Here is a 23,325-nt window from a genome sequence, read left to right on the forward strand (position 1 = left end):
CTTTTACACTCTCCAGAGAATCTGCGCAGCGTAGCCCGCACACGCGAGCAGCCAGACGATCGTCAGCGCTTGAAGCAACAGGCGGATGCCAACGGGCTTCACATAGTCCATCCAGATGTCGCGGATACCCACCCACGCGTGGTAGAACAGCGAAAGCAGCGTGACGAACGTGGCGAGCTTCATCCATTGCGTGGCGAAGATCGACGCCCAGCCGTCATACGAGAAATCGCGCGCGCCGAAGAACCAGGCGAGCAGGATGACCGTGTAGATCGCCATCACGGCGGCGGTAATACGCTGGGCCAGCCAGTCGCGCAGACCGTAATGCGCGCCGACGACGAGACGCTTCGAACCGATTCGGTTATTTGATGACATTGTTTAGAATGCTCCGAACAGTTTTGCCGCGAATGCAATGGTGAGCAGCGACGACACGACGAGAACGACGATGGAGGTCGACTTGCCCTTTTCCTTCGTCACTGCGTTGTGGTTCGTGTCCATCAGCAAGTGACGGACACCGGCGCAGAAGTGAAACAGGAAAGCCCACGCGAGAACGAGCGTGATGAGCTTGACGATGATGTTGGAGAGGAAACCCTTGAAGACTTCGAAGCTGAGTTCAGAAGTCAGGCTCTGACCGAAGAGGTACAGCAGGAACGGAAGAAAAACAAAAAGCAGACCACCGCTCACGCGGTGCAAGATCGATACTCGCCCCGCTAGAGGGAGACGATACGCCGTCAATATCTGCCCGATACCGATGTTCCGGAATTCCGGCCTCGGTTTTTTTACGGCTTCAGCCATGCTAGACCCCTACTATGTAGTCACACTAATCCGCAATTTTAGCGCCTTTTTATATCGCGCTGCAGCGAAAACCACGACAGGTCCGTTACAGCGCGCGCGATAAAGGCGCCTTGAAACAGGCGCGCGCGTGGGACGCAGCGCCCTCATTCAACCCAATTCAGCTTAGATCGTTTTGATAGTAATACCCGGTTGTGACATACCAACCGCGGCGTACCTCAACCGGCCGGTCCCCATATGTATAGGACACGCGCTCGACTGATAGCAGCGGAAAACCCGCTGGCACATGCAGCAGATCGGCCACGGAAGGCTCGGCCGCCACCGCGCGGATCTTCTCGGTTGCGCGGATCATGCGGGTGCCGAATTCCGTCTCGAACATCGCGTAGAGGGGACCTTTATACTCCGACAGCCGCTCGAGCGTGAGGCCGCGGAACACCGCGCCCGGCAGCCAGATTTCGTCGAGCACGGTGACTTCGCCGTCGAACTGCAGCAAGCGCTTGATCAATACGACCGGATCGGCCGGTTTCAGATCGAGTTGCCGGGCGATGTCCGCCGAAGCACGCAAACGCCGGCATTCAAGCAGTCGGCTGACGTGCGGGTGCTCCGCGCCGTCATCGGCCAGTAATCTGAGGAAGCGAAACTGGGCGCGGTCTTCGTTGTGCGTCGCAACAAACGTGCCTTTGCCCTGGCGGCGCACGAGCAGGTTGTCGGCGGCAAGTTCGTCGATCGCCTTGCGCACCGTTCCCTGACTGACCTTGTATCTGGCCGCCAATTCGACTTCACTGGGAATGATCTCGCCCGGCTTCCACTCGCCGCTTTCAAGGCTCTGCGTGATCAACCCCTTGATCTGCTGATATAACGGGCTGAAAGTGGGCGACGTGGCCGTGGGCGCAGCGGGTACACCCTCTCCCGCGACCCCTTGGCCGCTCGGATTCGTGGTGTTCGCCGGGTTCGAATTCATGCGCGCATTTCATCATAAAGGGCTAGGCCGCGTCTAGGGTTTTCCCCGCGACAGATATGTCTTATATAAGACATAAGATAATGTTGACTTTGTGTCTGACGACTCCTACACTCCTTGTCGAGCAAGGGTTTGCGGGGTTTTCGGCGGCTATTTGAAGCAGCGCCGCGACGCACCGGCAGCCACTCTGCACCATGCTGTTCCCACGCAGTTCAGGTTTCGATTTCGCCGCCATTCGCTGGTCAGACGCTTGCCGAAACGCGCTGTTTGCAGGAGCCCGCACCGTGCAGCGGCTACCCGGCGCCTCGTATTCCGCTCCCGTGCGGCAGTACAGATTCCAGCATGGCGGTCTCGCCGCAACGCGCCGCTCGGCCTCCGCAGATCTCGAGGCAGGCCGCGTGAGTGAATTCCGCCGTGTTTCACTACGCTTCGCTGAACGCGCATATAGAATGGCGTTTTCCCTAGCGTCTAACGCATCGTCCTGGAGATTTCTCAATGGCTAAGCCCGCAAAGCGCGTTGCCGTCACCGGCGCCGCAGGTCAAATCGCTTACTCCCTGCTGTTCCGCATCGCCAATGGCGACCTGCTCGGCAAGGACCAACCGGTGATCCTGCAACTGCTCGACCTGCCGCAAGCGCAAGGCGCCGTCAAAGGCGTCGTGATGGAACTGGATGATTGCGCATTCCCGCTGCTGTCGGGCGTCGTAATCACCGACGATCCCGAAGTTGCATTCAAGGACGCAGACGTGGCCCTGCTGGTCGGCGCGCGTCCGCGTTCGAAAGGCATGGAGCGTAAGGACCTGCTGTCGGCCAACGCTGAAATCTTCACGGTTCAGGGCAAGGCGCTGAACAAGGTCGCGAGCCGCGACGTGAAGGTGCTGGTGGTCGGCAACCCGGCCAACACGAACGCCTACATTGCCATGAAGTCGGCGCCGGATCTGCCGAAGAAGAACTTCACCGCCATGCTGCGTCTGGACCACAACCGTGCGCTGTCGCAACTGGCCGCCAAGTCGGGCAAGCCGGTCGCGTCGATCGAAAAGCTGGCTGTGTGGGGCAACCACTCGCCGACCATGTACCCGGATTTCCGCTTTGCAACGGCAGAAGGTCAAGACCTGACCAAGCTGATCAACGACGACGAATGGAACCGCAACACGTTCATCCCGACCGTCGGCAAGCGCGGCGCGGCGATCATCGAAGCGCGCGGCCTGTCGTCGGCAGCGTCGGCGGCTAACGCTGCAATCGACCACGTGCGTGACTGGGTGCTCGGCACGAACGGCAAGTGGGTCACCATGGGCATTCCGTCGGACGGCTCGTACGGCATTCCGGAAGACATCATCTACGGCGTGCCGGTCACGTGCGAAAACGGCGAGTACAAGCGCGTCGAAGGTCTGGAAATCGACGCGTTCTCGCGCGAAAAGATGGACGGCACGCTAAACGAACTGCTGGAAGAACGCGAAGGCGTTCAACACCTGCTCGGCTAAGCGGCTGGCTGATACAGACGAACCGGAACTGGTGAGAGAACGCCAGGCTGCCCTCGGGGGCCTGGCGCGAAGCGAGAAGTCTGGCGCGGCGCTCACAGGCGCCGCCATGGCGGGTTCCGGTTTTTTACATGCGAATGCGGCTATTCGCATCTGATCCGAGCGCGTTTTGCGCAGGTACCACGATGGTCCGGCAGAGCGCGCCCGAATCGGATTTCTCCAAACATTACCCACGCTCCTGACGCCGAGAATGCGCGCCCTCACACCCGCCGAAGTGCTGTTTGACGGCGAAGTGCCGCCCGCTGTGCTGCCTGCCTGCGATCACTACGCCGGCAGCGAAAAGCTGATGCTGAAATCGTTGGCCTTGCAGCAGCAACTGGGTCCCGTGTTCGACATCACGCTCGATTGCGAAGACGGCGCGCAGGTCGGCCGCGAAGCCGAGCACGCGGAACTGGTCGCCTCGTTGCTGGGCGGCGAGCATGACCGCTTCGGCCGCGTCGGCGTGCGGATTCACGACTTCGATCACGCGCACTGGCGCGACGACGTCCGCCTCATTCTGCGTGCCGCGAAGCGAGCGCCTGCTTACATCACCCTGCCGAAAATCCGCAACATCCCCGATGCCGCCGAAATGGTCGCGTTCATCGAGGCGACGCGGCGCGAACTGGGCATCGCGCAACCAGTGCCGGTGCAATTGCTGGTCGAAACGCACGGCGCACTGACACGTGTGTTCGACCTGGCCGCGCTGCCCGGTGTGGAAGCGCTGAGCTTCGGCCTGATGGACTTCGTCTCCGCGCACGACGGGGCGATTCCCGATACCGCCATGCGCTCGCCCGGCCAGTTCGATCATCCGCTGGTGCGGCGCGCGAAGCTGGAAATCTCGGCCGCCTGCCATGCATACGGCAAAGTGCCTTCGCATAACGTCAGCACGGAGGTGCGCGACATGAGCGTGGTCGCCAACGACGCCGCGCGCGCCCGCAACGAGTTCGGCTACACGCGCATGTGGAGCATCCATCCGGCGCAGATCGAAGCAATCGTCGCCGCATTCGCGCCGCGCGACGAAGAGATCGCGACCGCCACCGAAATCCTGCTTGCCGCGCAGTCCGCGCAATGGGGCCCGACGCGCCATCACGACACGCTGCATGACCGTGCGAGCTATCGGTACTACTGGTCGGTGCTACGTCGAGCGCAAGCTACGGGGCGCGCCGTCCCGCGAGACGCTGCGCCGCTTTTCGCGAAAGTGGGCACTGACGTGCCGGCAGGATCATGAGTGTAAATGTCGCTGCGGCAATCGGCGCGGCGGCCATGAGCGGTCTATGCGCACGCCGTGAGGCAAGCGGAACAGTGCACCGTGTGGCGCTGCGCGAGACGGGCGTCGAACGCACGGATCAATCAGAAGCATCGAGCAGGCACAAAGGAGATTGCGGGAGATGAGCGAGACGACGCAAACCGCCGGTGCACAAGGCGGCAACGAACCCCAAAGCGGCTTCAAACCGAAGAAATCCGTCGCCCTGTCGGGCGTGACGGCGGGGAACACGGCCCTCTGCACGGTCGGCAAGACCGGCAACGACCTGCACTACCGTGGCTACGACATTCTCGATATCGCGAGCGCCTGCGAATTCGAAGAAATCGCGTATCTGCTCGTGCACGAAAAGCTGCCGACCCAGGCTGAACTGACCGCGTACAAAATCAAGCTCAAGGCGCTGCGTGGCCTGCCCGCCAACGTGAAAGCCGCGCTCGAATGGATTCCGGCCGCCGCACATCCGATGGACGTGATGCGCACCGGCGTGTCGGTGCTCGGCACCGTGCTGCCGGAGAAAGACGATCACAACCTGCCGGGCGCGCGCGACATCGCCGACAAGCTGATGGCCTCGCTCGGCTCGATGCTGCTCTACTGGTATCACTACTCGCACAACGGCAAGCGCATCGAAGTGGAAACCGACGACGATTCGATCGGCGGACACTTCCTGCATCTGCTGCACGGCGTGGAGCCGTCGAAGGAATGGGTCGACGCGATGCACGTGTCGTTGAACCTGTACGCCGAACACGAATTCAATGCGTCGACCTTCACCGGCCGCGTGATCGCGGGCACGGGCTCGGATATCTATTCGGCGATTACCGGCGCGATCGGCGCGCTGCGCGGGCCGAAGCACGGCGGCGCCAATGAGGTCGCGTTCGAGATCCAGTCGCGCTACCAGACGCCGGACGAAGCCGAAGCTGACATCAGAAAGCGCGTCGAGAACAAGGAAGTGGTGATCGGTTTCGGCCATCCGGTGTACACGATCTCCGACCCGCGCAACAAGGTCATCAAGGAAATCGCGAAGAAGCTCTCGAAGGAAGCGGGCAACAGCAAGCTGTTCAATATCGCCGAGCGGCTGGAGTCGGTGATGTGGGACGCGAAGAAGATGTTCCCGAATCTCGACTGGTTCAGCGCGGTCTCGTATCACATGATGGGCGTGCCCACGGCGATGTTCACGCCGCTCTTCGTGATCGCTCGTACGGCGGGTTGGAGCGCGCACATCATCGAGCAGCGCATCGACAACAAGATCATCCGTCCGAGCGCGAATTACACCGGACCCGAGAATTTGAAGTACCTGCCGCTAAATAGGAGAAAATAGCGGTCGCTGTGCGCTTTCAAAGCGCGTGCAGTTCAACCCGCGCGGTCGCCAGGACCGGTAGCCCGCGCGTTTAACTGAAATTAGATAGAAAGGTTTTCTCCATGAAAAAGCTGATGATCGCCGCCGTGATTGGCGCCCTGTCCACGACGATGCTGACCGTCGCGACTGACGCCGCCGCGCAAACGGCGACCACCACGAAGCCGGCGGCAAAGGCCACGGCAAAGCGCCCGCAGCCGAAGCGCCTGATCAAGCGCAAAGCCAATCCGGCCAAGGAAGCCAAGGTCGATCCGGTGCCGGACGGCTCGGAAAAGTGGTCGTGCAACGAAGGTCTGGCTTTCGAACTGAAGGGCGACATGAAGCGTGACCAGATCGTCACGGTTCACTGGGCCAACAAAAATTACAATCTGCCGCGCGAAGCGACCACCACGGGCGCAGACCGCTTCCACGACGCCGCAACCGGCATGGACCTGGTCGTGATCCCGACGAAGGCAATGTTGTTCTCGGACAAGGACAGCTCGCGTCTGGCCGACGAGTGCAAGACGGCGTCCATGCAGCAAGGCGCGCCGGCTCCGACGCAATCGAACGCGCTCGACAAGACCAGCAACTAAATATCGTCATCAGGAAAGCTCCCGATGTCCGCTCCGATTTCCAACGTGCGACCCGACCCGGACTCAGTCCTGGCCGATATCGTCGACTACGTTCGGGATTATCGGATCGACAGCGCGCTCGCGCTGGAAACCGCGCGTCACTGCCTGATCGATACGCTCGGCTGCGGACTCGAGGCGCTTACCTACCCGGCCTGCACCAAGCTGATGGGACCGATCGTGCCGGGCACGATCGTCCCCAACGGCGCGAAGGTGCCTGGCACGTCGTTCCAGTTGGACCCGGTTCAGGCCGCCTTCAATATCGGCGCCATGATCCGCTGGCTCGACTTCAACGACACTTGGCTTGCCGCCGAATGGGGGCATCCGTCGGACAATCTCGGCGGGATTCTGGCTACGGCCGACTGGCTCTCGCGCAGCGCCATCGCAGCGGGCAAAGCGCCGCTGGCGATGAAAGACGTCTTGATCGCCATGATCAAGGCGCACGAAATTCAAGGCTGTATCGCGCTCGAAAACTCCTTCAACAAGGTCGGGCTCGATCATGTATTGCTGGTGAAACTGGCATCGACCGCAGTGGTCGGTCAATTGCTCGACCTCACGCGCGACGAGCTGATCAACGCGGTGTCGCAGGCGTTTGTCGATGGGCATGCGCTGCGCACGTACCGCCACGCGCCGAATACCGGCTCACGCAAGTCATGGGCAGCGGGCGATGCGACCTCACGCGCCGTGCGTCTCGCGCTGATCTCGAAGACCGGCGAGATGGGCTATCCGTCGGTACTGACGGCGAAGACGTGGGGCTTTTACGACGTGCTCTTCAAGGGCAACGCGTTTCAATTCCAGCGTCCGTACGGCTCGTACGTGATGGAAAATGTGCTCTTCAAGATTTCTTTTCCGGCAGAATTCCATGCGCAAACGGCGGTGGAAGCCACGATGAAGTTGCACGCGCAACTCAACGCTGCGGGAAGGAGCGTGGACGACATCAGCAAGATCACGATCCGCACGCACGAGGCCGCGATTCGCATCATCGATAAAAAAGGTCCGCTGAACAATCCGGCCGACCGCGATCATTGCATTCAGTACATGGTCGCCGTGCCGCTGATCCATGGTCGCCTGACGGCCGCGGACTATGAAGATTCGATCGCGCAGGACCCGCGCATCGATGTGCTGCGCGCGAAGATGGAATGTGTAGAAGACCCGCAGTTCACGCAGGATTACCACGATCCGGAGAAGCGTTCGATCGCCAACGCACTGACAATCGAATTCAACGACGGCTCGTCATTCGACGAGGTCATAGTCGAATACCCGATCGGTCACAAGCGTCGTCGCGAAGATGGGATTCCGTTGCTGGTCGAGAAATTCAAGACCAATCTCGCGCGCCGCTTTCCGGTCAAGCAACAACTGGCGATTCTCGACGTGTCGCTGGATCAGGCAAGGCTCGAAGCCATGCCGGTCAATGAATACGTCGATCTGTACGTCATCTAGTTAGTACTGTAGTTCCGCGATCAAACCAAGGAAAACACCATGGCCCACAACCTCCACAAAACGCTCAAGGAATTCGACAGCGGTTCCGGCAAAGGCAAGTTCTACTCCCTGCCGCAACTCGGCAAGGCGCTGAACATCAAGATCGACCGCCTGCCGGTTTCGATCCGAATCGTGCTGGAATCGGTGCTGCGTAACTACGACGGCAAGAAAATCGCCGAAGAACACATCGAGCAACTCGCCAACTGGAAGCCGACCGCCGCGCGCGTCGACGAAATCCCGTTCGTGGTGTCGCGCGTCGTGCTGCAAGACTTTACCGGCGTGCCGCTGCTCGCCGACATCGCGGCAATGCGCGGTGTCGCGAAACACATGGGCAAGGATCCGAAGTCGATCGAACCGCTGGTCCCGGTCGATCTGGTCGTCGATCACTCGGTGCAGATCGACCATTTCCGCGAAAAGAACGCGCTCGATCTGAACATGAAACTGGAATTCCAGCGCAACAACGAGCGCTACCAGTTCATGAAGTGGGGCATGCAGGCATTCGACACGTTCAAGGTCGTGCCGCCGGGCGTCGGTATCGTTCACCAGGTGAACCTGGAATACCTCGCACGCGGCGTGCACAAGAAGGCTGAAGGCGCGGACACGGTGTACTACCCGGATTCGCTGGTCGGCACCGACAGCCACACCACCATGATCAACGGTATCGGCGTGGTGGGCTGGGGCGTGGGCGGTATCGAGGCGGAAGCCGGCATGCTCGGCCAACCGGTGTACTTCCTGACGCCGGACGTGGTGGGCGTCGAACTGAAGGGCAAGCTGCGCGAAGGCCTGACGGCGACCGACCTGGTCCTGACCGTCACCGAACTGTTGCGTAAGGAAAAAGTGGTCGGCAAGTTCGTCGAATTCTTCGGCGAAGGCACGAAGTCGCTGTCGCTGCCGGATCGCGCGACGATCGGCAACATGGCGCCGGAATACGGCGCGACCATGGGCTTCTTCCCGGTCGACGAAAAGACCATCGAGTATTTCAAGGGCACGGGCCGCACCGACGCGGAAATCTCCGCCTTCGAAAACTACTTCAAGGCGCAAGGTCTGTTCGGTATTCCGAAGGCTGGCCAGATCGACTACACCAAGGTCGTCACGCTGGATCTCGGCACGGTGACGCCGTCGCTGGCAGGTCCGAAGCGCCCGCAAGACCGTATCGAAATCGGTCACGTGAAGTCGACCTTCAGCGACCTGTTCTCGAAGCCGGTTGCGGAGAATGGCTTCGCGAAGAAGGCGGCCGATCTCGAAGCGCAATACACGACGAGCAACGGCGTCGACGTGAAGAACGGCGACATCCTGATTGCCGCGATCACGTCGTGCACGAACACCTCGAACCCGAGCGTGCTGCTGGCCGCCGGCCTGCTGGCGAAGAAGGCGGTCGAAGCCGGCCTGACGGTCGCGCCGCACATCAAGACGTCGCTGGCTCCGGGATCGCGCATCGTCACGGAATACCTGACGAAGACCGATTTGATGAAGTACCTCGACAAGCTCGGCTTCACGCTGGCCGCTTACGGTTGCACGACCTGTATCGGCAACGCGGGCGATCTGACGCCGGAACTGAACGAAGCGATCACGAAGAACGACATCGTCGCGGCAGCGGTTCTGTCGGGCAACCGTAACTTCGAAGCGCGTATTCACCCGAACATCCGCGCCAACTTCCTGGCCTCGCCGCCGCTAGTCGTCGCTTACGCGATCGCCGGCAACATCACGCGCGACCTGATGACCGAACCGGTCGGCAAGGGCAAGGGCGGCAAGGATATCTACCTGGGCGACATCTGGCCGACCAGCGAAGAAGTCAACGAACTGCTCAAGTTCGCGCTCGACGCCGACGCGTTCCGCAAGAACTACTCGGCGTTGACCAAGAAGGGTGATCTGTGGAGCAAGATCGAGGGCGAAGAAGGTCAAGTCTACGACTGGCCGAAGTCGACCTACATCGCTGAGCCGCCGTTCTTCGGCAAGGACTTCTCGATGCAGCCGGCCGACAGCATTGCTGCTGTGAAGGACGCGCGCGCGCTGGGTATCTTCGGTGACTCGGTCACGACCGACCACATCAGCCCGGCCGGCTCGATCAAGGAAGACTCGCCGGCAGGCAAGTGGCTGAAGGAAAACGGCGTGCAGAAGGCCGACTTCAACAGCTACGGCTCGCGCCGCGGCAACCATGACGTGATGATGCGCGGCACGTTCGCCAACGTCCGGATCAAGAACCTGATGATCCCGGCGAAGGCAGACGGCACCCGCGTGGAAGGCGGCCTGACGATTCACCAGCCGAGCGGCGAACAACTGTCGATCTACGACGCAGCGATGAAGTACATCGACGCCGGCACGCCGACCGTCGTGTTCGCGGGCGAAGAGTACGGCACGGGCTCGTCGCGTGACTGGGCTGCGAAGGGCACGCAACTGCTGGGCGTTAAGGTCGTGGTCGCACGCAGCTTCGAGCGGATCCACCGTTCGAACCTGGTCGGCATGGGCGTTCTGCCGCTGCAGTTCAAGGGCTCGGATAGCGTGCAATCGCTCGGCATCACCGGTGAAGAAACGTACGATATCGAAGGCCTGGGCGCTGACTTCAAACCGCAACAGGAAGTGACGCTGGTGATCCGCGACAAGGAAGGCAAGGAAAAGCGCGTGCAGGTGCTGCTGCGTATCGACACGCCGATCGAAGTCGACTACTACAAGCACGGCGGGATTCTGCCGTTCGTGCTGCGTTCGCTGCTGGCCGCTTGAGGTATTTGCTTACCTGAGTAGTCGCTACAAGCTGTTTTGCAGGAGCTGCGCCCTGTGGAGGACGCAGCTGACTTTGAAGCCCGACCGATGGTCGGGCTTTTTTTTGCTGTCTACTTTTGGGCGCGGCCTGTCTGGAAGGCGTCAGGGCTGTCGGTGATGCGGCGCTGAGTCATGCGGGCGTTCCAGTCAGTGTCGCCCGGCGTGGGTGTGCTGGCGCGCGTCGTGATGTTTGAGCGACGCTGTTGCGCCGCCCAGTCGCGTAGTGCTGCGCGCTCGGTTGTGTCGGTGGCGGACGTTGGGCGTTCGCGCTGTTCAGGCCATTCGCTCCGTTCGGACTGTTTCGACGCGGAAGGCTGCGTGGCCGGGTTGGTCGTGCGGCTGAGTGCCAGGCGTTTGTCGACTTGCGGTTTGCTAAGGCGTGCAACTGGCGTCTGGTAATGGGCCTTCGCGAGTTCGATCGGCGCCGTCTGCCGTGTGGACACGCGGCCGGTTGGCCGCGGCACGAGGTGTTCGGCGTGTTGCGGTTCCGACGCACGGCGAAGAGTCGTCCCCAGTGTCATGTCGGGTGACGTAGGAGCGCCGGGAGCCGTCGAATTCGGCCTCGAGATAGCGGCCAATGGCGCACTCCGCGGAGTCGTCTTGGCGAATTTGACGGAAGGCTGCGCCGGTTTAGCTCGCGCTTGTGGATGAATCGCCATCGCACTGCCGTCCGTCGACGCGACCGATTGCGTTCTTAAGCTGGCCGCTACCGTCGATCTGTCAGCATCATGCGTCGTGCAGGTGGCCAGCAACCAGGCCAGCGCGATGCTACAGCTCGCGAAAATCGCCGCGCCGAGGAGATGATCGGAACGGGTCGAACTCGGACGCGCTCTGCCCATCTCGAGGTAATAGCGGGCTTCAGCCAACTGCTCGTCAAAACGACGCGAATGGTCGGGTTGCTGCGGCAACTTGTAGAAAAAGAGAAACCTGGCGCCCGGTGGAACCGGCCCACGACTCGCTGTTGACGGCGGACGCCGCATCGCGTTCTGGATCGCCTGCTGCGCGACGGCGGCTGCAGCGGGGTGTGGTTCACGTTGCGCCGCCGTCCGCCCCTGACGACGCCACGAACCGAATGGCGGCGGCAAAGCATCGAACGGTAGCGGAATCGGAAGCGCCAGATCACCTTCGATCAAGGCAAGCGGTCGGTTCATTGTGATCTGCTCCGGAAGGCGCGGGGCGCGGCCTCAAGTTGCGTGACGAGGTTTCTGGCGCGCGCCGTTAGCGCGTCGATTGTCGCAGCGCCCTGGTCCGGCGGCGACAGGCTCGCGCGCCGCAACGCCTCCATCAAACTGTGCGCGCCGACGAGCGCCACTGCTCCACTCAAGCGATGCAGCACACGATGAAAATGGTCGAAGTCGCCTTCACGAGGCAACGCGTCGAGGCGCGCAAGGTCGTCATTCATTGCTTGACGCCAGTTGTTGAGAAACAAGTCAAGGTTGACGCCCTCTTCGGATAACGCGTCCAGGTAACGAATTTCAAAGGGCTCAAAAGGACCGCTGGATAAGCTGTCCGATGACTCCGCGGCGCTGCCGAAAAGAGGCGGCTGTGCATTGCCGTTAACCATTTCCACGGATGACTCCCGTTGCTTGCCGGTGAACGGCGCATTGAAGATCGCGCACGTGCGCCGCGCTCTCTTTGAACACAAATACGCAGGAATGCTGCGGACGCCATATCCAGCAGATCGTTTAGCGTTTGGCTCCTTATGCACCCAGCAGAACAAGATAGGCTCACCGTATTCATAACCCGCAAACTTATTCGACCAGCCGGTGCAAAGTCGCGAACTCGATGAGTCCTGCCAACGATGTGAGGCCGAGTTTCTCCTGGATACGGCTCTTGTATGTACTGACAGTTTTGTCGCTGAGGGACAATCGACCGGCAATGTCGCGATTGCTCACGCCGCGTGCGAGATGTTGCAAAACCTCCACCTCACGCGCCGACAAAGTGCTCAGGCCACTCGCGGGCGCAACGTCACCATTATCGGCCGGGAAGCAGTCGTAGCCGAATAAAACCGTTTTTAATGCTGTGACCAATTCGCTGATTTCCCGGCCCTTGCTGACATAACCATTTGCGCCCGCGTTACGCGCATAACCGGCCATAATGTGCTCAGGCTTGGCAGAGAGCACAAGAATAGATATTTTTATACTATTTGCTCGAATGCGGCGGATCATTGTGAGGCCGTCGAGCCGTGGCAAATCGAGATCAATAATGACCAAGTCCGGGTGTTTTGTCAGCACCATTGCCAGACCGTCTTCGCCGTCGCCCGATTCTCCAACCAGCTCCAGTTCGGGATCAGCGCGCAACACGCTGGCTATTGTCCCTCGAATGATTGGATGATCATCAATAATCACAACTCTCTTCATCGGCCGCTCCATTTTCTGATAGTAATTAACGCGTGCAAAAACGAATCGATATTGTTCAAAAAACTCAACTAAATAATAGCAACATTGGCGAGACATTTCTTCGAGACGATGCAGGGATAAATTCCCAATATCAGGGGGAATTTTCTTGCAAGAAAGATTGAATTTTCTTACGCACGAGCCGACTCTAGGAATTGAGTCCGCTAACTCGCAGAAGCTCGAATCGAATTTAGGAAGACCGCGTATCGTTGACGCTCACTTTGGCCAAAGCTGTACTCTGTGAGTGAAGCGCTGCGGGTGTCGTCATTGCCTCACAGCGAACATGCGTGGACCGCATGAGAAACGAGCGCGAAACATCGTTCGCGCTCGAGATAGCGGTTGAGAACATTGCCTATAAAAGGAGTGACCAGACCGCGACAGCCTGGTCATTCCCTCATCTCAATGCGACTGCTGCTCTTGCGGCATGAGTCGGCTCTGCGTCCGCGGGTTTTGCGGCACATCCGATGCCCGCCCGCCACGCACGAAGTCCAGTTCAACGCGACGGTTCGGTGCGAGACAAGCGATCAAGGCCGCGCGGTTGTGGTCGTTACACTGCACAACTGGATCTTCCTTGCCGTGACCGCGTGTCGAGATTACCGGGCTTACGCCACCGCTCTGCAGGTAGCGCTTTACGGTTTCGGCACGCTTGGCCGACAGTTGACGGTTGTAGCTGTCGCTACCGAGGCGGTCCGTATAACCATCAATGCTGATGCCTGTCACGTCATCGGCCTGTTTCAGGCTGCGGATCAGTTCGTCCAGCTTGGCTTTACCGGCTGGCAGCATGCCGGCCAAGTCGCCTCGATCGAACTTGAACGTGGCGTCAGCTTGCAGCGTGACTTTCTGCGGAAGCGGTTCAACCTTCGCTGCGGTTGGGGGCGGCGTGCAGGCCTCGAGCGCGGCCGTGATGCTGGGTGTGCCTTTTTCAACTCCGTCGACCAAACGCTTGCTCTCGTCGAAGTCACGCGTCCACGCCTCATGACCGGCGTGGATCAATTCGACTTCAGAGCACGCTGTCAGGCGCTGCGCCTCCTGACACTGCGGGAATAGTGGCGAGCCTTTCGCTGCGAGGATTTTCTGCCACAGGTCCGGTCGCAGCACAGAAGAAGTCCGCAGTTCTGGATTGTCGGCAGAAAGGCCTTGGCCGGTTTCCAGCGCCGTCGTCAAAATGTTGGCCTGGACCAGCGCCTCCTCGATGAAGCCCCAACCGTCGTGGCTAGACCGTTCGTCGCGAGCGGCGTTTAGCCAACACTGCGCCTTGTCACCGAAATAGTTATTTTTGCGCTCGCCCAATGCGTTCAGACGGGTCTGCACGGTGCTCAGCATCTCACCGTTCTTGACGCCGCTATACGTCGCGATCCACTGCGGCGTTACTGCGCCGGCGGCCTGGCTTTGGGTCGCGCTAAAGCCGGTCTGGAGAACCGTCGGGTCCTGAATTTGCAGCCGGTCGCGCGTCGCGGACGACGAACATCCCGCAAGCAACGCGGCAAGCGCGATGGCAATTAACGAATACTTCATGTCTGAGTCTCATGGAAAGAGGGTCGCACGGAAACTTCCCGTGCGACCCAGACGGCTAACGTTTCAAGCGTCTAATCAAAGCCTTGCGGCCGTTGTTTAGTTGCCGAGGACGATACCGATACCAGCGCGAACGATGGTGCTATTGCCGCCCGAGGTGGACACGCCGAGGTTGTAGTTGATCGTGCCCTTCTCGTTCCAGCGGGACACACCCAAACCAATTGCCTGGTAGCCACGGTAGTTGGCGACACCTGCATTCAGCGTGGTACGACCCGGCAGATACGGCGTGACGATGTTCAGCGCCGAGGCCGACGCGATACCCTTGGCCGCGCTACGGTCAACGTTGTTGATCGAGTTGCTCATGTTACCCATGGCACTGTTCAACTGATTCAGGTTGACCGCATCGGTGCCCTGCGTACCGGCTGCGACGTTGGTGATCTGACGCTCTGCGCCGGCGGAACCCACCGACACCGAGTTGTCGCGATCCGTCGTCGAGTTCGCACCCAGTGCAACAGCGTTGGTGTTCGGAGCCGAAGCGCCTGCACCCATCGCGACCGAGTTGTCACCCGACGTCACCGTGTTCTTGCCGATTGCAATCGCGGACTCGCCGGAAGCCGAGGCGCCGTTGCCGATTGCGATCGAGTCCGAACCAGTCGCCACTGCAGCAGTGCCGCCCGAAGTCGGGTTGATGTTGATGTAGGTCGAGTTGCCCGTGCCCGGTTGAATGTTGGCCACGACGTTTTCGAGGGCCGAGAACTGACCGTAGTTGACCGCGTCCGTTGCGGTTTTACCTGCCGCAACGTTCGTCAATGTCACCGGCGTCGTGGAACCCACGCCGCCCAAGGTCACCTTGCTCTTTGTCGAGTCGTCGTACGCCACGCCGTTCGCCGTGCCGCCGCCAATCTGCTGGTCGACATACGAATGCATTTGACCAACGTTGACCGCGTCGGAGTCAGCAATGCCGGCTGCCACGTTCTTCAACAGAACCGGAGTCGTCGAGCCAACGCCGCCAAACGTCACCGTGTTCTTGGACGCGTTGTCATAAGCGATGAACGAGCTGGTCACGTTGCCTGACGTATCGACGTTCAAGCCGGCTTCCTTCAATTGCTTGAGGTTGACCGCCTGATCGTCGCTCGTCGCGGCGGCGACGTTTGCGATCGTTACCGGGGTGGTGGCGTTCGCGCCGCCCAACGTCAGCTTGTCATGCGCCGGCGTGTCGTAAATCACGCCGTCCGGGTTGCCGCCGGTAGCGATTGCCGCGTTGAGGGCGCCAATTGCCGAGTCGACACCAGTGTACGAGTTGCCACCGACAGTGTACGTGGGCTTCGAGATCTGACCGCTAGTGCTGACGGTCGAGCCACCACCCAACGCAGCGGCAGTGCTGCTCATCGCGCCGTACAGTTGCGAACCGTTGATTGCGTCCTTGCTGGTCGACGAAACCTGCCCCACAGCAACATTGGTCAACGCGACCGGCACGGTGGAACCTGCGCCGCCGAGCGTGACCTTGCTCTTGGACGTGTCGTCGTACGCAACGAAGCTGTTCGTCACCACACCGCTCGTGAAGTTTGCGCCCATTGCCTTCAACTGCTCGACGTTCACGGCGTCGTTGTTGGCCACACCGTCGGCCACGTTCGACAGCTTCACCGGCGTGCCTGCATTGCCCAGTGTTACAGAGGTGTGCGCCGACGTGTCGTACTTCACGGCATCAACTCCGCCACCGCCCGATGCAGCCGCAGCCAATGCCGTGCCCACGTCAGTGTAAGTCTGGCCGTTCAACGTGTAACTCGGCTTGGTGATCGAGCCGCTTGCCGTCACCGACGAGCCACCACCCAATGCGGCTGCCGTGCTGCTCATCGCGCCGTACAGTTGCGAACCGTTGATTGCGTCCTTGCTGGTCGACGAAACCTGCCCCACAGCAACATTGGTCAACGCGACCGGCACGGTGGAACCCGCGCCGCCGAGCGTGATCTTGCTCTTCGACGTGTCGTCATACGCAACGAAGCTGTTCGTCACCACACCGCTGGTGAAGTTTGCGCCCATCGCCTTCAACTGCTCCACGTTCACTGCGTCGTTGTTGGCCACACCGTCCGCCACGTTCGACACCGTAACCGCACCTGCACCCTTATTCAGCGTAAGCGTGGTGTGCGCCGACGTGTCATAGACCACAGCATTCGGGGCTCCGCCACCTGCAATCGCGTTAATCGCAGTATTCATCTGCCCCAGGTTCACCGCATCGGTGTCTTGCGAACCGGCGGCAACGTTGACGATCTGACGCGTCGAACCTGACGCGCCGACGGAAACCGTGTTGGCACGGTCAGCCGTCGAGTTATAACCAATCGCTACGGCATTCACCCCGCTAACCGTGGAAGCCGAGCCGAGCGCCATGGAGTTCGTGCCAGTAGTGGTGACCACGGCGTTTGCACCCAGTCCGACCGAGTTCGTCGCGTTCGTCACGCTATTAGAACCGAGCGCCAATGCATTCGTGCCTTGCGCCGCAGCCATGTAGCCGATTACCACTGAGTTATCGGCGGAATTGTTGGTCGTTGCTCCTCCGCCAATTACCGTCGCATTGACCGCCCCAGCCACTGCGCTCGAACCGATCACCGTAGAACCGGCGTGGAACGAGCCCGAACCCGCGCCAACGACCACCGAGCCAGCGCCCTGCGCCATTGCACCCGGGCCAATGGCCATGGCGTTCTCTGTGTTGTCCGTCGTCGTCGCAGGCAGTCCCGGCGTAATCGTCGTGCTGACGGCGATATAGTTGGTGACCGGAACCGCGCCCAGCAGCATGGACTTCACGCCGCTCGACTCAGCGGAGACTTTTTGCGTTAGCGAGTTCTGCAATGCGTTCAACTGACCGAGCGTTGCGGCATCACTAGACAAGACGCCGTTAGCCACGTTCATGATGCGACGCTCTGTACCCACATCGCCAACGGAAATGGTATTCGCAACCGTCACCCGTGAGTTCGCGCCGAGCGCCACCGAATTCGCAAACTGTGAACGCGCGCCTGCACCGAGGGACAAGGAGTTCAACCCGCTTGCATATGCCCCGCCGCCGATCGCCACTGCTTCACCGCCAGTCGCAATCGCCGCGCTGGAGTTCGACACCACCTTGATGTATTTTGTGGTGTCAGCAATGTTGTTGTTGATCGAACCGATCTCACCGTCCAGTCCAGAAAGAGCCGAACCGACGTCTGCGTACGTTCCGCCGCTGAGCTGGTAGCTGGGTGCGGAAACCGTTCCATTCAAGCCCATGCTGGAACCACCACCCAGCGCGTTCGCCACGCTGGTTGCAGTGCGGTACAGCTGCGAACCGTTGATCGCGTCAGAACTCGAAGCCGACAGCGCGCCCGCCGTGAGAGCCGTGATTTTCGTCGTGCCGCTTGCGCCCTTCAACGTGATCGTGTTTTTCGTCGTGTCGTCATACGCGACAAACGCGTTCGTCACCACACCGCTGCTGTTGAACCCGCCGCCCATGGCCTGCAGCTGTGCGATATTCACTGCGTCGCTGCTCGCCACGCCGTTTGCCACGTTCGTCAGCGTCACTGCCTTCGTCGCACCCGTGCCGCCGAACGTCACCTTACCCTTCGTCGTATCGTCGTACGCGACAAACGCGTTCGTCACCACACCGCTGCTGTTGAACCCGGCCCCCATGGCTTGCAACTGCGCAATGTTCACCGCATCGGTGCTGTTCGTACCGTTCGCCACGTTGATGATCTGGCGCTCCGAACCGACCGCACCCACCGACACTGCGTTCGCACGGTTAGCCACCGAGTTCGAACCCAGCGCCACCGAGTTGTTCGCCGAGGCGTTCGCCGCTCCGCCGATTGCCACCGAGTTCGTGCCGCCTGCCGACGAATCGGCCAGCGTCGAATTCGCGTGGAAATACTTGATGCCGCCGCCATTGGTGATGTTGTTGACCGTGTTGGTCACGTTCGTCACCGTGCCTGCAACGTTGGCCACGTTCGCGTTCGTCTGATACAGCTGCGTACCGTTGACCGCGTCCAGGCTTGTCGCCGATAGCGCGCCGGCCGTCAGACCCGTGATCTTCGTAGAACCGCTCGCGCCCTGCAACGTGATCGTGTTCTTGGTCGTGTCGTCATACGCGACAAACGCGTTCGTCACCACACCGCTGCTGTTGAACGTGCCGCCCATGGCCTGCAGCTGCGCAACGTTCACTGCGTCGCTACTTGCCACGCCGTTTGCCACGTTCGTCAGCGTCACGGCCTTCGTCGCACCCGTGCCGCCCAACGTCACCTTACCCTTCGTCGTGTCGTCGTACGCAACAAACGCGTTCGTCACCACACCGCTGCTGTTGAACCCGGCCCCCATGGCTTGCAACTGCGCAATGTTCACCGCATCGGTGCTGTTCGTACCGTTCGCCACGTTGATGATCTGGCGCTCCGAACCCACCGCACCCACCGACACTGCGTTCGCACGGTTAGCCACCGAGTTCGAACCCAGCGCCACCGAGTTGTTCGCCGAGGCGTTCGCCGCTCCGCCGATTGCCACCGAGTTCGTGCCACCTGCCGACGAATCGGCCAGCGTCGAATTCGCGTGGAAATACTTGATGCCGCCGCCATTGGTGATGTTGTTGACCGTGTTGGTCACGTTCGTCACCGTGCCTGCAACGTTGGCCACGTTCGCGTTCGTCTGATACAGCTGCGTACCGTTGACCGCGTCCAGGCTTGTCGCCGACAGCGCGCCGGCCGTCAGACCCGTGATCTTCGTAGAACCGCTCGCGCCCTGCAACGTGATCGTGTTCTTGGTCGTGTCGTCATACGCGACAAACGCGTTCGTCACCACACCGCTGCTGTTGAACGTGCCGCCCATGGCCTGCAGCTGCGCAACGTTCACTGCGTCGCTACTTGCCACGCCGTTTGCCACGTTCGTCAGCGTCACGGCCTTCGTAGCACCCGTGCCGCCAAAGGTGACCTTACCCTTGGTCGTGTCGTCGTAGGCAACAAACGCGTTCGTCACCACACCGCTGGTGATGTTCGCACCCATGGCCTGCAACTGCGATACGTTCACTGCATCGGTGCCGTTCGTACCGTTCGCCACGTTGATGATCTGGCGCTCCGAACCGACCGCACCCACCGACACTGCGTTCGCACGGTTAGCCACCGAGTTCGAACCCAGCGCCACCGAGTTGTTCGCCGAGGCGTTTGCCGCACCGCCGATCGCCACCGAGTTCGTGCCGCCTGCCGACGAGTCCGCCAGCGTCGAATTCGCGTGGAAATACTTGATGCCGCCACCATTGGTGATGTTGTTGACCGTGTTGGTCACGTTCGCCACCGTGCCTGCAACATTGGCCACGTTCGCGTTCGTCTGGTACAGCTGCGTACCGTTGACCGCGTCCAGGCTCGTTGCCGACAGCGCGCCTGCCGTCAGACCGGTAATCTTCGTCGAACCGCTCGCGCCCTTCAAGGTGATCGTGTTCTTGGTCGTGTCGTCGTACGCGACGAATGCGTTCGTCATCACACCGCTGCTGTCGATCGTGCCGCCCATGGCTTTCAGCTGTGCAACGCTCACTGCGTCGCTGCTCGCCACGCCGTTTGCCACGTTCGTCAGCGTCACCGGCACGGTCGTACCGGTACCGCCCAACGTCACCTTGGTGTGCGACGACGTGTCGTATTGCACCGCATTGGCCGAACCGCCGGATACCGCAGCCGCGATGGCCGAACCGACGTCCGAATATGTCTGACCACCGATCGTAAAGCCCGGCTTCTTGATCGTGCCGTCGGCGTTCACGCCCGCGCCACCGCCGATCAGGTTCGTCACGCCAGTCAATTGGGAAACGTTCACCGCGTCGGTGCTGTTCGTACCGTTGGCCACGTAGGTGATCTGGCGCTGCGCCGTGCTGCTGCCAACCGAAATGGCGTTTGCGCGGTCCCCCACCGAATTGGCACCCAATGCCACGGTATTGGCTTGGCTAACAGTTGCGCCGGCACCTAAAGCCAGCGCGTTCGAGGCTGTCGTGGTCACGAATGCATTGGCACCCATCGCAATCGAGCCCGAACCGTTCGACACGGCGGACGATCCGAGCGACAACGCGTTCGCGCCTTGTGCAGCCGCGTTGTAGCCGATTGCCACAGCGTTTGTAGCATTGTTACTGGTATTCGCGCCGGCACCGATCACAGTCGTATTCAGCGCCAAAGCCGCTGCGCCGTTACCCACTGCTGTCGAACCTGCCAGAGCCGTACCCGCGCCGGCACCGACGGCCAGCGAACCTTGGCCCAATGCCATGGCCGTCGGACCAATCGCCATTGCATCCAGCGAATTGTCGGTACTCGTGTTAGTACCCGGCGTAACGTTCGAACTCACCGAGATATAGGCGGTAACCGGCGTCGCGCCCAGCATCGAAGCGCCCATGAGCATCGATTTCGAACCACTCGGCAACGCTGCGATCTGCTGGTTGACCGAAGTCTGCAGTGCAGACAACTGAGCAATCGTCGCGGCGTCGGTGCCCGACACGCCGTTAGCCACGTTCGTGATGCGGCGTTCCGTACCGATGTCGCCGATGGAAACGGTATTCGCGGCGTTCACGCGCGAGTTCGCTCCGAGCGCCACCGAGTTGGCGAACATCGAGCGGGAGCCCGAACCAATTGCCACCGAATTGGACCCACTTGCGTACGCGCCGCCGCCGAGCGCAATTGTCTCGGCGCCTGTTGCGATTGCAGCGGAAGAAGCTGAAACGACCTTGAAGTATTTCGACGCGTTAGCGACATCGGTTGTGAGGCCGGAGATTTCCGTATCCAGACCGCTGAGGGCCGAGCCAACGTCGTTGTATGTGCCGCCTTGCAGTGTGTAGGTCGGGTTCGTAACAGCGCCACTCGCGCTCACGCTCGAACCGCCGCCCAACGCGCTCGATACGCCGCTTGCCGTGTTGAACAACTGCGAGCCGTTAACCGCGTCTTTGCTGCTCGACGTGACTTGACCTGCGGCCAGATTCGTCAGACCAACCGGCACCGTCGACGTTGACCCACCCAGCGTCAGTTTGTTATGTGCCGACGAGTCGTAGATCACCGCGTCAAGCGAGCCACCGCCGCTAATCGAGGCGATGGCCGTGTTCATCTGCCCCAGATTCACCGCGTCGGTATTCGCGGTACCTGCTGCCACGTTGGTGATCTGACGCTCCGCACCGGATGCACCTACTGACACCGCGTTCGCACGATCTGCGACCGACTTCGAACCCAGCGCAACGGAGTTGTTTGCGGACGCGCTAGCCAGTCCGCCAATCGCCACAGAATCCGCACCCGTTGCCGACGAATCGGCCAGCGACGAATTGGTGTGGAAGTACTTGACGCCGCCACCGTTGGTGATGTTGTTGACCGTGTTAGTAACGTTGGCCAGATTGCCGGCAATGTTGACGACATTACCCGCCACGTTCGCGACGTTCTGGTTCGTGGCATAGAGTTGCGAACCGTTCACCGCGTCCATGCTGTAGGCCGACGTGATATCGCCCGCCGTCAGATTGTTGATCTTCGTTCCCGCTGAACCCTTCAGCGTGATCAACGACATTCCGGAGTCGTTGTAAGTTACCGCATTGGTAACATTGCCGCCGCCGCCTCCACCGTTGACGCTAGCGATCGCCGCATTCAACTGATTGACGTTGACCGCATCGGTGCCGGCCGAGCCGGCCGTCAGGTTGGTGACGACTCTTGTGTACTGCGACGTGCCGTCTGCCGACAGATAGCCGACCGAGACGCTGTTGTTACGACTCGCCACGGAGTTCGCGCCCAGCGCAACCGAGTTGCTGACAAGCGCCGTTGCGTTGCTACCGACAGCAATACTGCCGGAACCCGTCGCAACTGCGGTATTACCCAAGGCCACCGAGTTGTCGCCCGATGCCGAGGCCACTGGCCCGATGCTGATTGCCTGCTTACCCCCAGCGGTCGACATCGGCGCCGTGGAGTTGACGTGGAAGTACTTGAGGCGGCTCGAAACGAGATTGAACGCATCGCCCGAGTTGTTGTATGACAGGGTGCCGTCGTCGAATGTGTACGTCGGCGCAATAAACGAGCCGCCGCCGGAAATGCCTGCACCGCCGCCCATGCCCTGCGTTACGCCAGTTAGCTGCGAGACGTTGACCGCGTCGCCATCGGCAGTACCGGCATGCATATGGGTAATCTTATTACCCACCATGTTGACGTCGTTGTTGAGGTAGATACCGGACGGAGCGTAAACAGACAATGTCTGATCAACGTTTGCCCAAATACCGACCCCACCATTACCACTGCCTGCGATCGGGCCAGCAAGGAGAGCGAATGTCGTACCCCCCGAAGCGAGGCACCCGCCGCCAGTGGAGAGACCATCCGTCCCGTAGTAAGTCCCTTCACCAAGTCCGTCATTTGAGCATACGTAAAGCCCCGCCATCGCCGTACCCGGCAGTGCAGCCATACCGATAGCACCAACAGCCATGGTGATCGGCATGAGCGCGAACTTCATTGCGGATGACGGCCGCTTTGCCGCTTCGCTGCTGGCCACGATCGGCTTGGACGACTTCGCGCCCCCGCCGGAGTGCGCAGTGGCCGTTTCAGGCGCAGCCACCCAGGTTTCAGTTGCGTCATTCCAGACGCTGATATACGACTTATTCATAATTTCCCTAAATAAAAGGACGCGGCCCCGCTAGCCGATTGGTTTTGAAATCCGCAATGGGCTTTGAAACCCACAATGCAATACTGGAAAAACTGGTATGT

At 60.6% G+C, this 23,325-nt stretch carries 14 protein-coding genes; 6 read left to right on the top strand and 8 right to left on the bottom strand.

Going from position 1 to position 23,325, the window contains the following annotated elements; translation table 11 throughout:
- Nucleotides 1–3 precede the first annotated feature (3 nt).
- The 3 genes from sdhD to BPHYT_RS33950 form a co-directional block, all read right to left on the bottom strand.
- Nucleotides 4–372, bottom strand: coding sequence for a succinate dehydrogenase, hydrophobic membrane anchor protein (sdhD, locus tag BPHYT_RS33940; protein ID WP_012428646.1), 369 nt, complete (start codon nt 370–372; stop codon nt 4–6).
- Nucleotides 373–375: 3 nt separating this feature from the next.
- Nucleotides 376–792 (bottom strand): succinate dehydrogenase, cytochrome b556 subunit, encoded by a 417-nt coding sequence (gene sdhC, locus BPHYT_RS33945; RefSeq protein ID WP_012428647.1) that lies wholly within the window; start codon nt 790–792, stop codon nt 376–378.
- Nucleotides 793–949: 157 nt separating this feature from the next.
- The gene (locus BPHYT_RS33950) at nt 950–1,750 is read right to left on the bottom strand and encodes a GntR family transcriptional regulator (protein ID WP_012428648.1); all 801 of its coding nucleotides are present in this window, start codon (nt 1,748–1,750) and stop codon (nt 950–952) included.
- A gap of 492 nt (nt 1,751–2,242) precedes the next feature.
- Here BPHYT_RS33950 and BPHYT_RS33955 point away from each other — a divergent pair, with 492 nt between their 5' ends.
- The 6 genes from BPHYT_RS33955 (at nt 2,243) to acnA (ending at nt 10,679) form a co-directional block, all read left to right on the top strand.
- Nucleotides 2,243–3,226 carry a malate dehydrogenase gene (locus BPHYT_RS33955; protein WP_012428649.1) on the top strand — a complete coding sequence of 328 codons (984 nt, stop codon included), beginning with the start codon at nt 2,243–2,245 and terminating at the stop codon, nt 3,224–3,226.
- Between the two features lie 247 nt (nt 3,227–3,473).
- Complete coding sequence (locus BPHYT_RS33960) at nt 3,474–4,490, top strand: HpcH/HpaI aldolase/citrate lyase family protein (protein ID WP_012428650.1); 1,017 nt, start codon at nt 3,474–3,476, stop codon at nt 4,488–4,490.
- Nucleotides 4,491–4,650: 160 nt separating this feature from the next.
- Nucleotides 4,651–5,838: a bifunctional 2-methylcitrate synthase/citrate synthase gene (gene prpC, locus BPHYT_RS33965; protein WP_012428651.1), complete on the top strand. Its 1,188-nt coding sequence runs from the start codon at nt 4,651–4,653 to the stop codon at nt 5,836–5,838.
- Between the two features lie 101 nt (nt 5,839–5,939).
- The gene (locus tag BPHYT_RS33970) at nt 5,940–6,446 is read left to right on the top strand and encodes a hypothetical protein (protein ID WP_012428652.1); all 507 of its coding nucleotides are present in this window, start codon (nt 5,940–5,942) and stop codon (nt 6,444–6,446) included.
- Nucleotides 6,447–6,470: 24 nt separating this feature from the next.
- A complete protein-coding gene (locus BPHYT_RS33975; RefSeq protein ID WP_012428653.1) occupies nt 6,471–7,922 on the top strand; it encodes a bifunctional 2-methylcitrate dehydratase/aconitate hydratase in 1,452 nt (483 codons plus the stop codon).
- Nucleotides 7,923–7,961: 39 nt separating this feature from the next.
- A complete protein-coding gene (acnA, locus tag BPHYT_RS33980; protein ID WP_012428654.1) occupies nt 7,962–10,679 on the top strand; it encodes an aconitate hydratase AcnA in 2,718 nt (905 codons plus the stop codon).
- A gap of 110 nt (nt 10,680–10,789) precedes the next feature.
- On the opposite strand, the gene BPHYT_RS33985 is transcribed toward acnA, so the two are convergent.
- The 5 genes from BPHYT_RS33985 to BPHYT_RS34005 all read right to left on the bottom strand — a co-directional run bounded on the left by BPHYT_RS33985 (nt 10,790) and on the right by BPHYT_RS34005 (nt 23,224).
- Complete coding sequence (locus BPHYT_RS33985) at nt 10,790–11,869, bottom strand: hypothetical protein (RefSeq protein ID WP_012428655.1); 1,080 nt, start codon at nt 11,867–11,869, stop codon at nt 10,790–10,792.
- Nucleotides 11,866–12,282, bottom strand: a complete 417-nt coding sequence (locus tag BPHYT_RS33990) for an Hpt domain-containing protein (RefSeq protein WP_012428656.1) — start codon at nt 12,280–12,282, stop codon at nt 11,866–11,868. Before BPHYT_RS33990 ends, BPHYT_RS33985 begins: the two co-directional genes overlap by 4 nt.
- Before the next feature lie 187 nt (nt 12,283–12,469).
- Nucleotides 12,470–13,078, bottom strand: a complete 609-nt coding sequence (locus BPHYT_RS33995) for a response regulator transcription factor (protein ID WP_012428657.1) — start codon at nt 13,076–13,078, stop codon at nt 12,470–12,472.
- Between the two features lie 435 nt (nt 13,079–13,513).
- Nucleotides 13,514–14,629: an OmpA family protein gene (locus BPHYT_RS34000; RefSeq protein ID WP_012428658.1), complete on the bottom strand. Its 1,116-nt coding sequence runs from the start codon at nt 14,627–14,629 to the stop codon at nt 13,514–13,516.
- 96 nt (nt 14,630–14,725) lie between these two features.
- Nucleotides 14,726–23,224 carry a YadA-like family protein gene (locus tag BPHYT_RS34005; protein ID WP_012428659.1) on the bottom strand — a complete coding sequence of 2,833 codons (8,499 nt, stop codon included), beginning with the start codon at nt 23,222–23,224 and terminating at the stop codon, nt 14,726–14,728.
- Between the last annotated feature and the right edge of the window lie 101 nt (nt 23,225–23,325).

Source organism: Paraburkholderia phytofirmans PsJN, assembly GCF_000020125.1.
In the GTDB taxonomy this organism is placed as follows: domain Bacteria; phylum Pseudomonadota; class Gammaproteobacteria; order Burkholderiales; family Burkholderiaceae; genus Paraburkholderia; species Paraburkholderia phytofirmans.

What these genes read in the sequence shown, in the direction of transcription:
- BPHYT_RS33975 (WP_012428653.1), top strand. Translation starts at nt 6,471, where the DNA reads ATGTCCGCTCCGATTTCCAACGTGCGACCCGACCCGGACTCAGTCCTG.
- BPHYT_RS34005 (WP_012428659.1), bottom strand. Translation starts at nt 23,224, where the DNA reads ATGAATAAGTCGTATATCAGCGTCTGGAATGACGCAACTGAAACCTGG.
- BPHYT_RS33985 (WP_012428655.1), bottom strand. Translation starts at nt 11,869, where the DNA reads ATGAACCGACCGCTTGCCTTGATCGAAGGTGATCTGGCGCTTCCGATT.
- BPHYT_RS33955 (WP_012428649.1), top strand. Translation starts at nt 2,243, where the DNA reads ATGGCTAAGCCCGCAAAGCGCGTTGCCGTCACCGGCGCCGCAGGTCAA.
- BPHYT_RS33970 (WP_012428652.1), top strand. Translation starts at nt 5,940, where the DNA reads ATGAAAAAGCTGATGATCGCCGCCGTGATTGGCGCCCTGTCCACGACG.
- acnA (WP_012428654.1), top strand. Translation starts at nt 7,962, where the DNA reads ATGGCCCACAACCTCCACAAAACGCTCAAGGAATTCGACAGCGGTTCC.
- sdhD (WP_012428646.1), bottom strand. Translation starts at nt 372, where the DNA reads ATGTCATCAAATAACCGAATCGGTTCGAAGCGTCTCGTCGTCGGCGCG.
- BPHYT_RS33990 (WP_012428656.1), bottom strand. Translation starts at nt 12,282, where the DNA reads ATGGTTAACGGCAATGCACAGCCGCCTCTTTTCGGCAGCGCCGCGGAG.
- BPHYT_RS33950 (WP_012428648.1), bottom strand. Translation starts at nt 1,750, where the DNA reads ATGAATTCGAACCCGGCGAACACCACGAATCCGAGCGGCCAAGGGGTC.
- sdhC (WP_012428647.1), bottom strand. Translation starts at nt 792, where the DNA reads ATGGCTGAAGCCGTAAAAAAACCGAGGCCGGAATTCCGGAACATCGGT.
- BPHYT_RS33960 (WP_012428650.1), top strand. Translation starts at nt 3,474, where the DNA reads ATGCGCGCCCTCACACCCGCCGAAGTGCTGTTTGACGGCGAAGTGCCG.
- BPHYT_RS34000 (WP_012428658.1), bottom strand. Translation starts at nt 14,629, where the DNA reads ATGAAGTATTCGTTAATTGCCATCGCGCTTGCCGCGTTGCTTGCGGGA.
- prpC (WP_012428651.1), top strand. Translation starts at nt 4,651, where the DNA reads ATGAGCGAGACGACGCAAACCGCCGGTGCACAAGGCGGCAACGAACCC.
- BPHYT_RS33995 (WP_012428657.1), bottom strand. Translation starts at nt 13,078, where the DNA reads ATGAAGAGAGTTGTGATTATTGATGATCATCCAATCATTCGAGGGACA.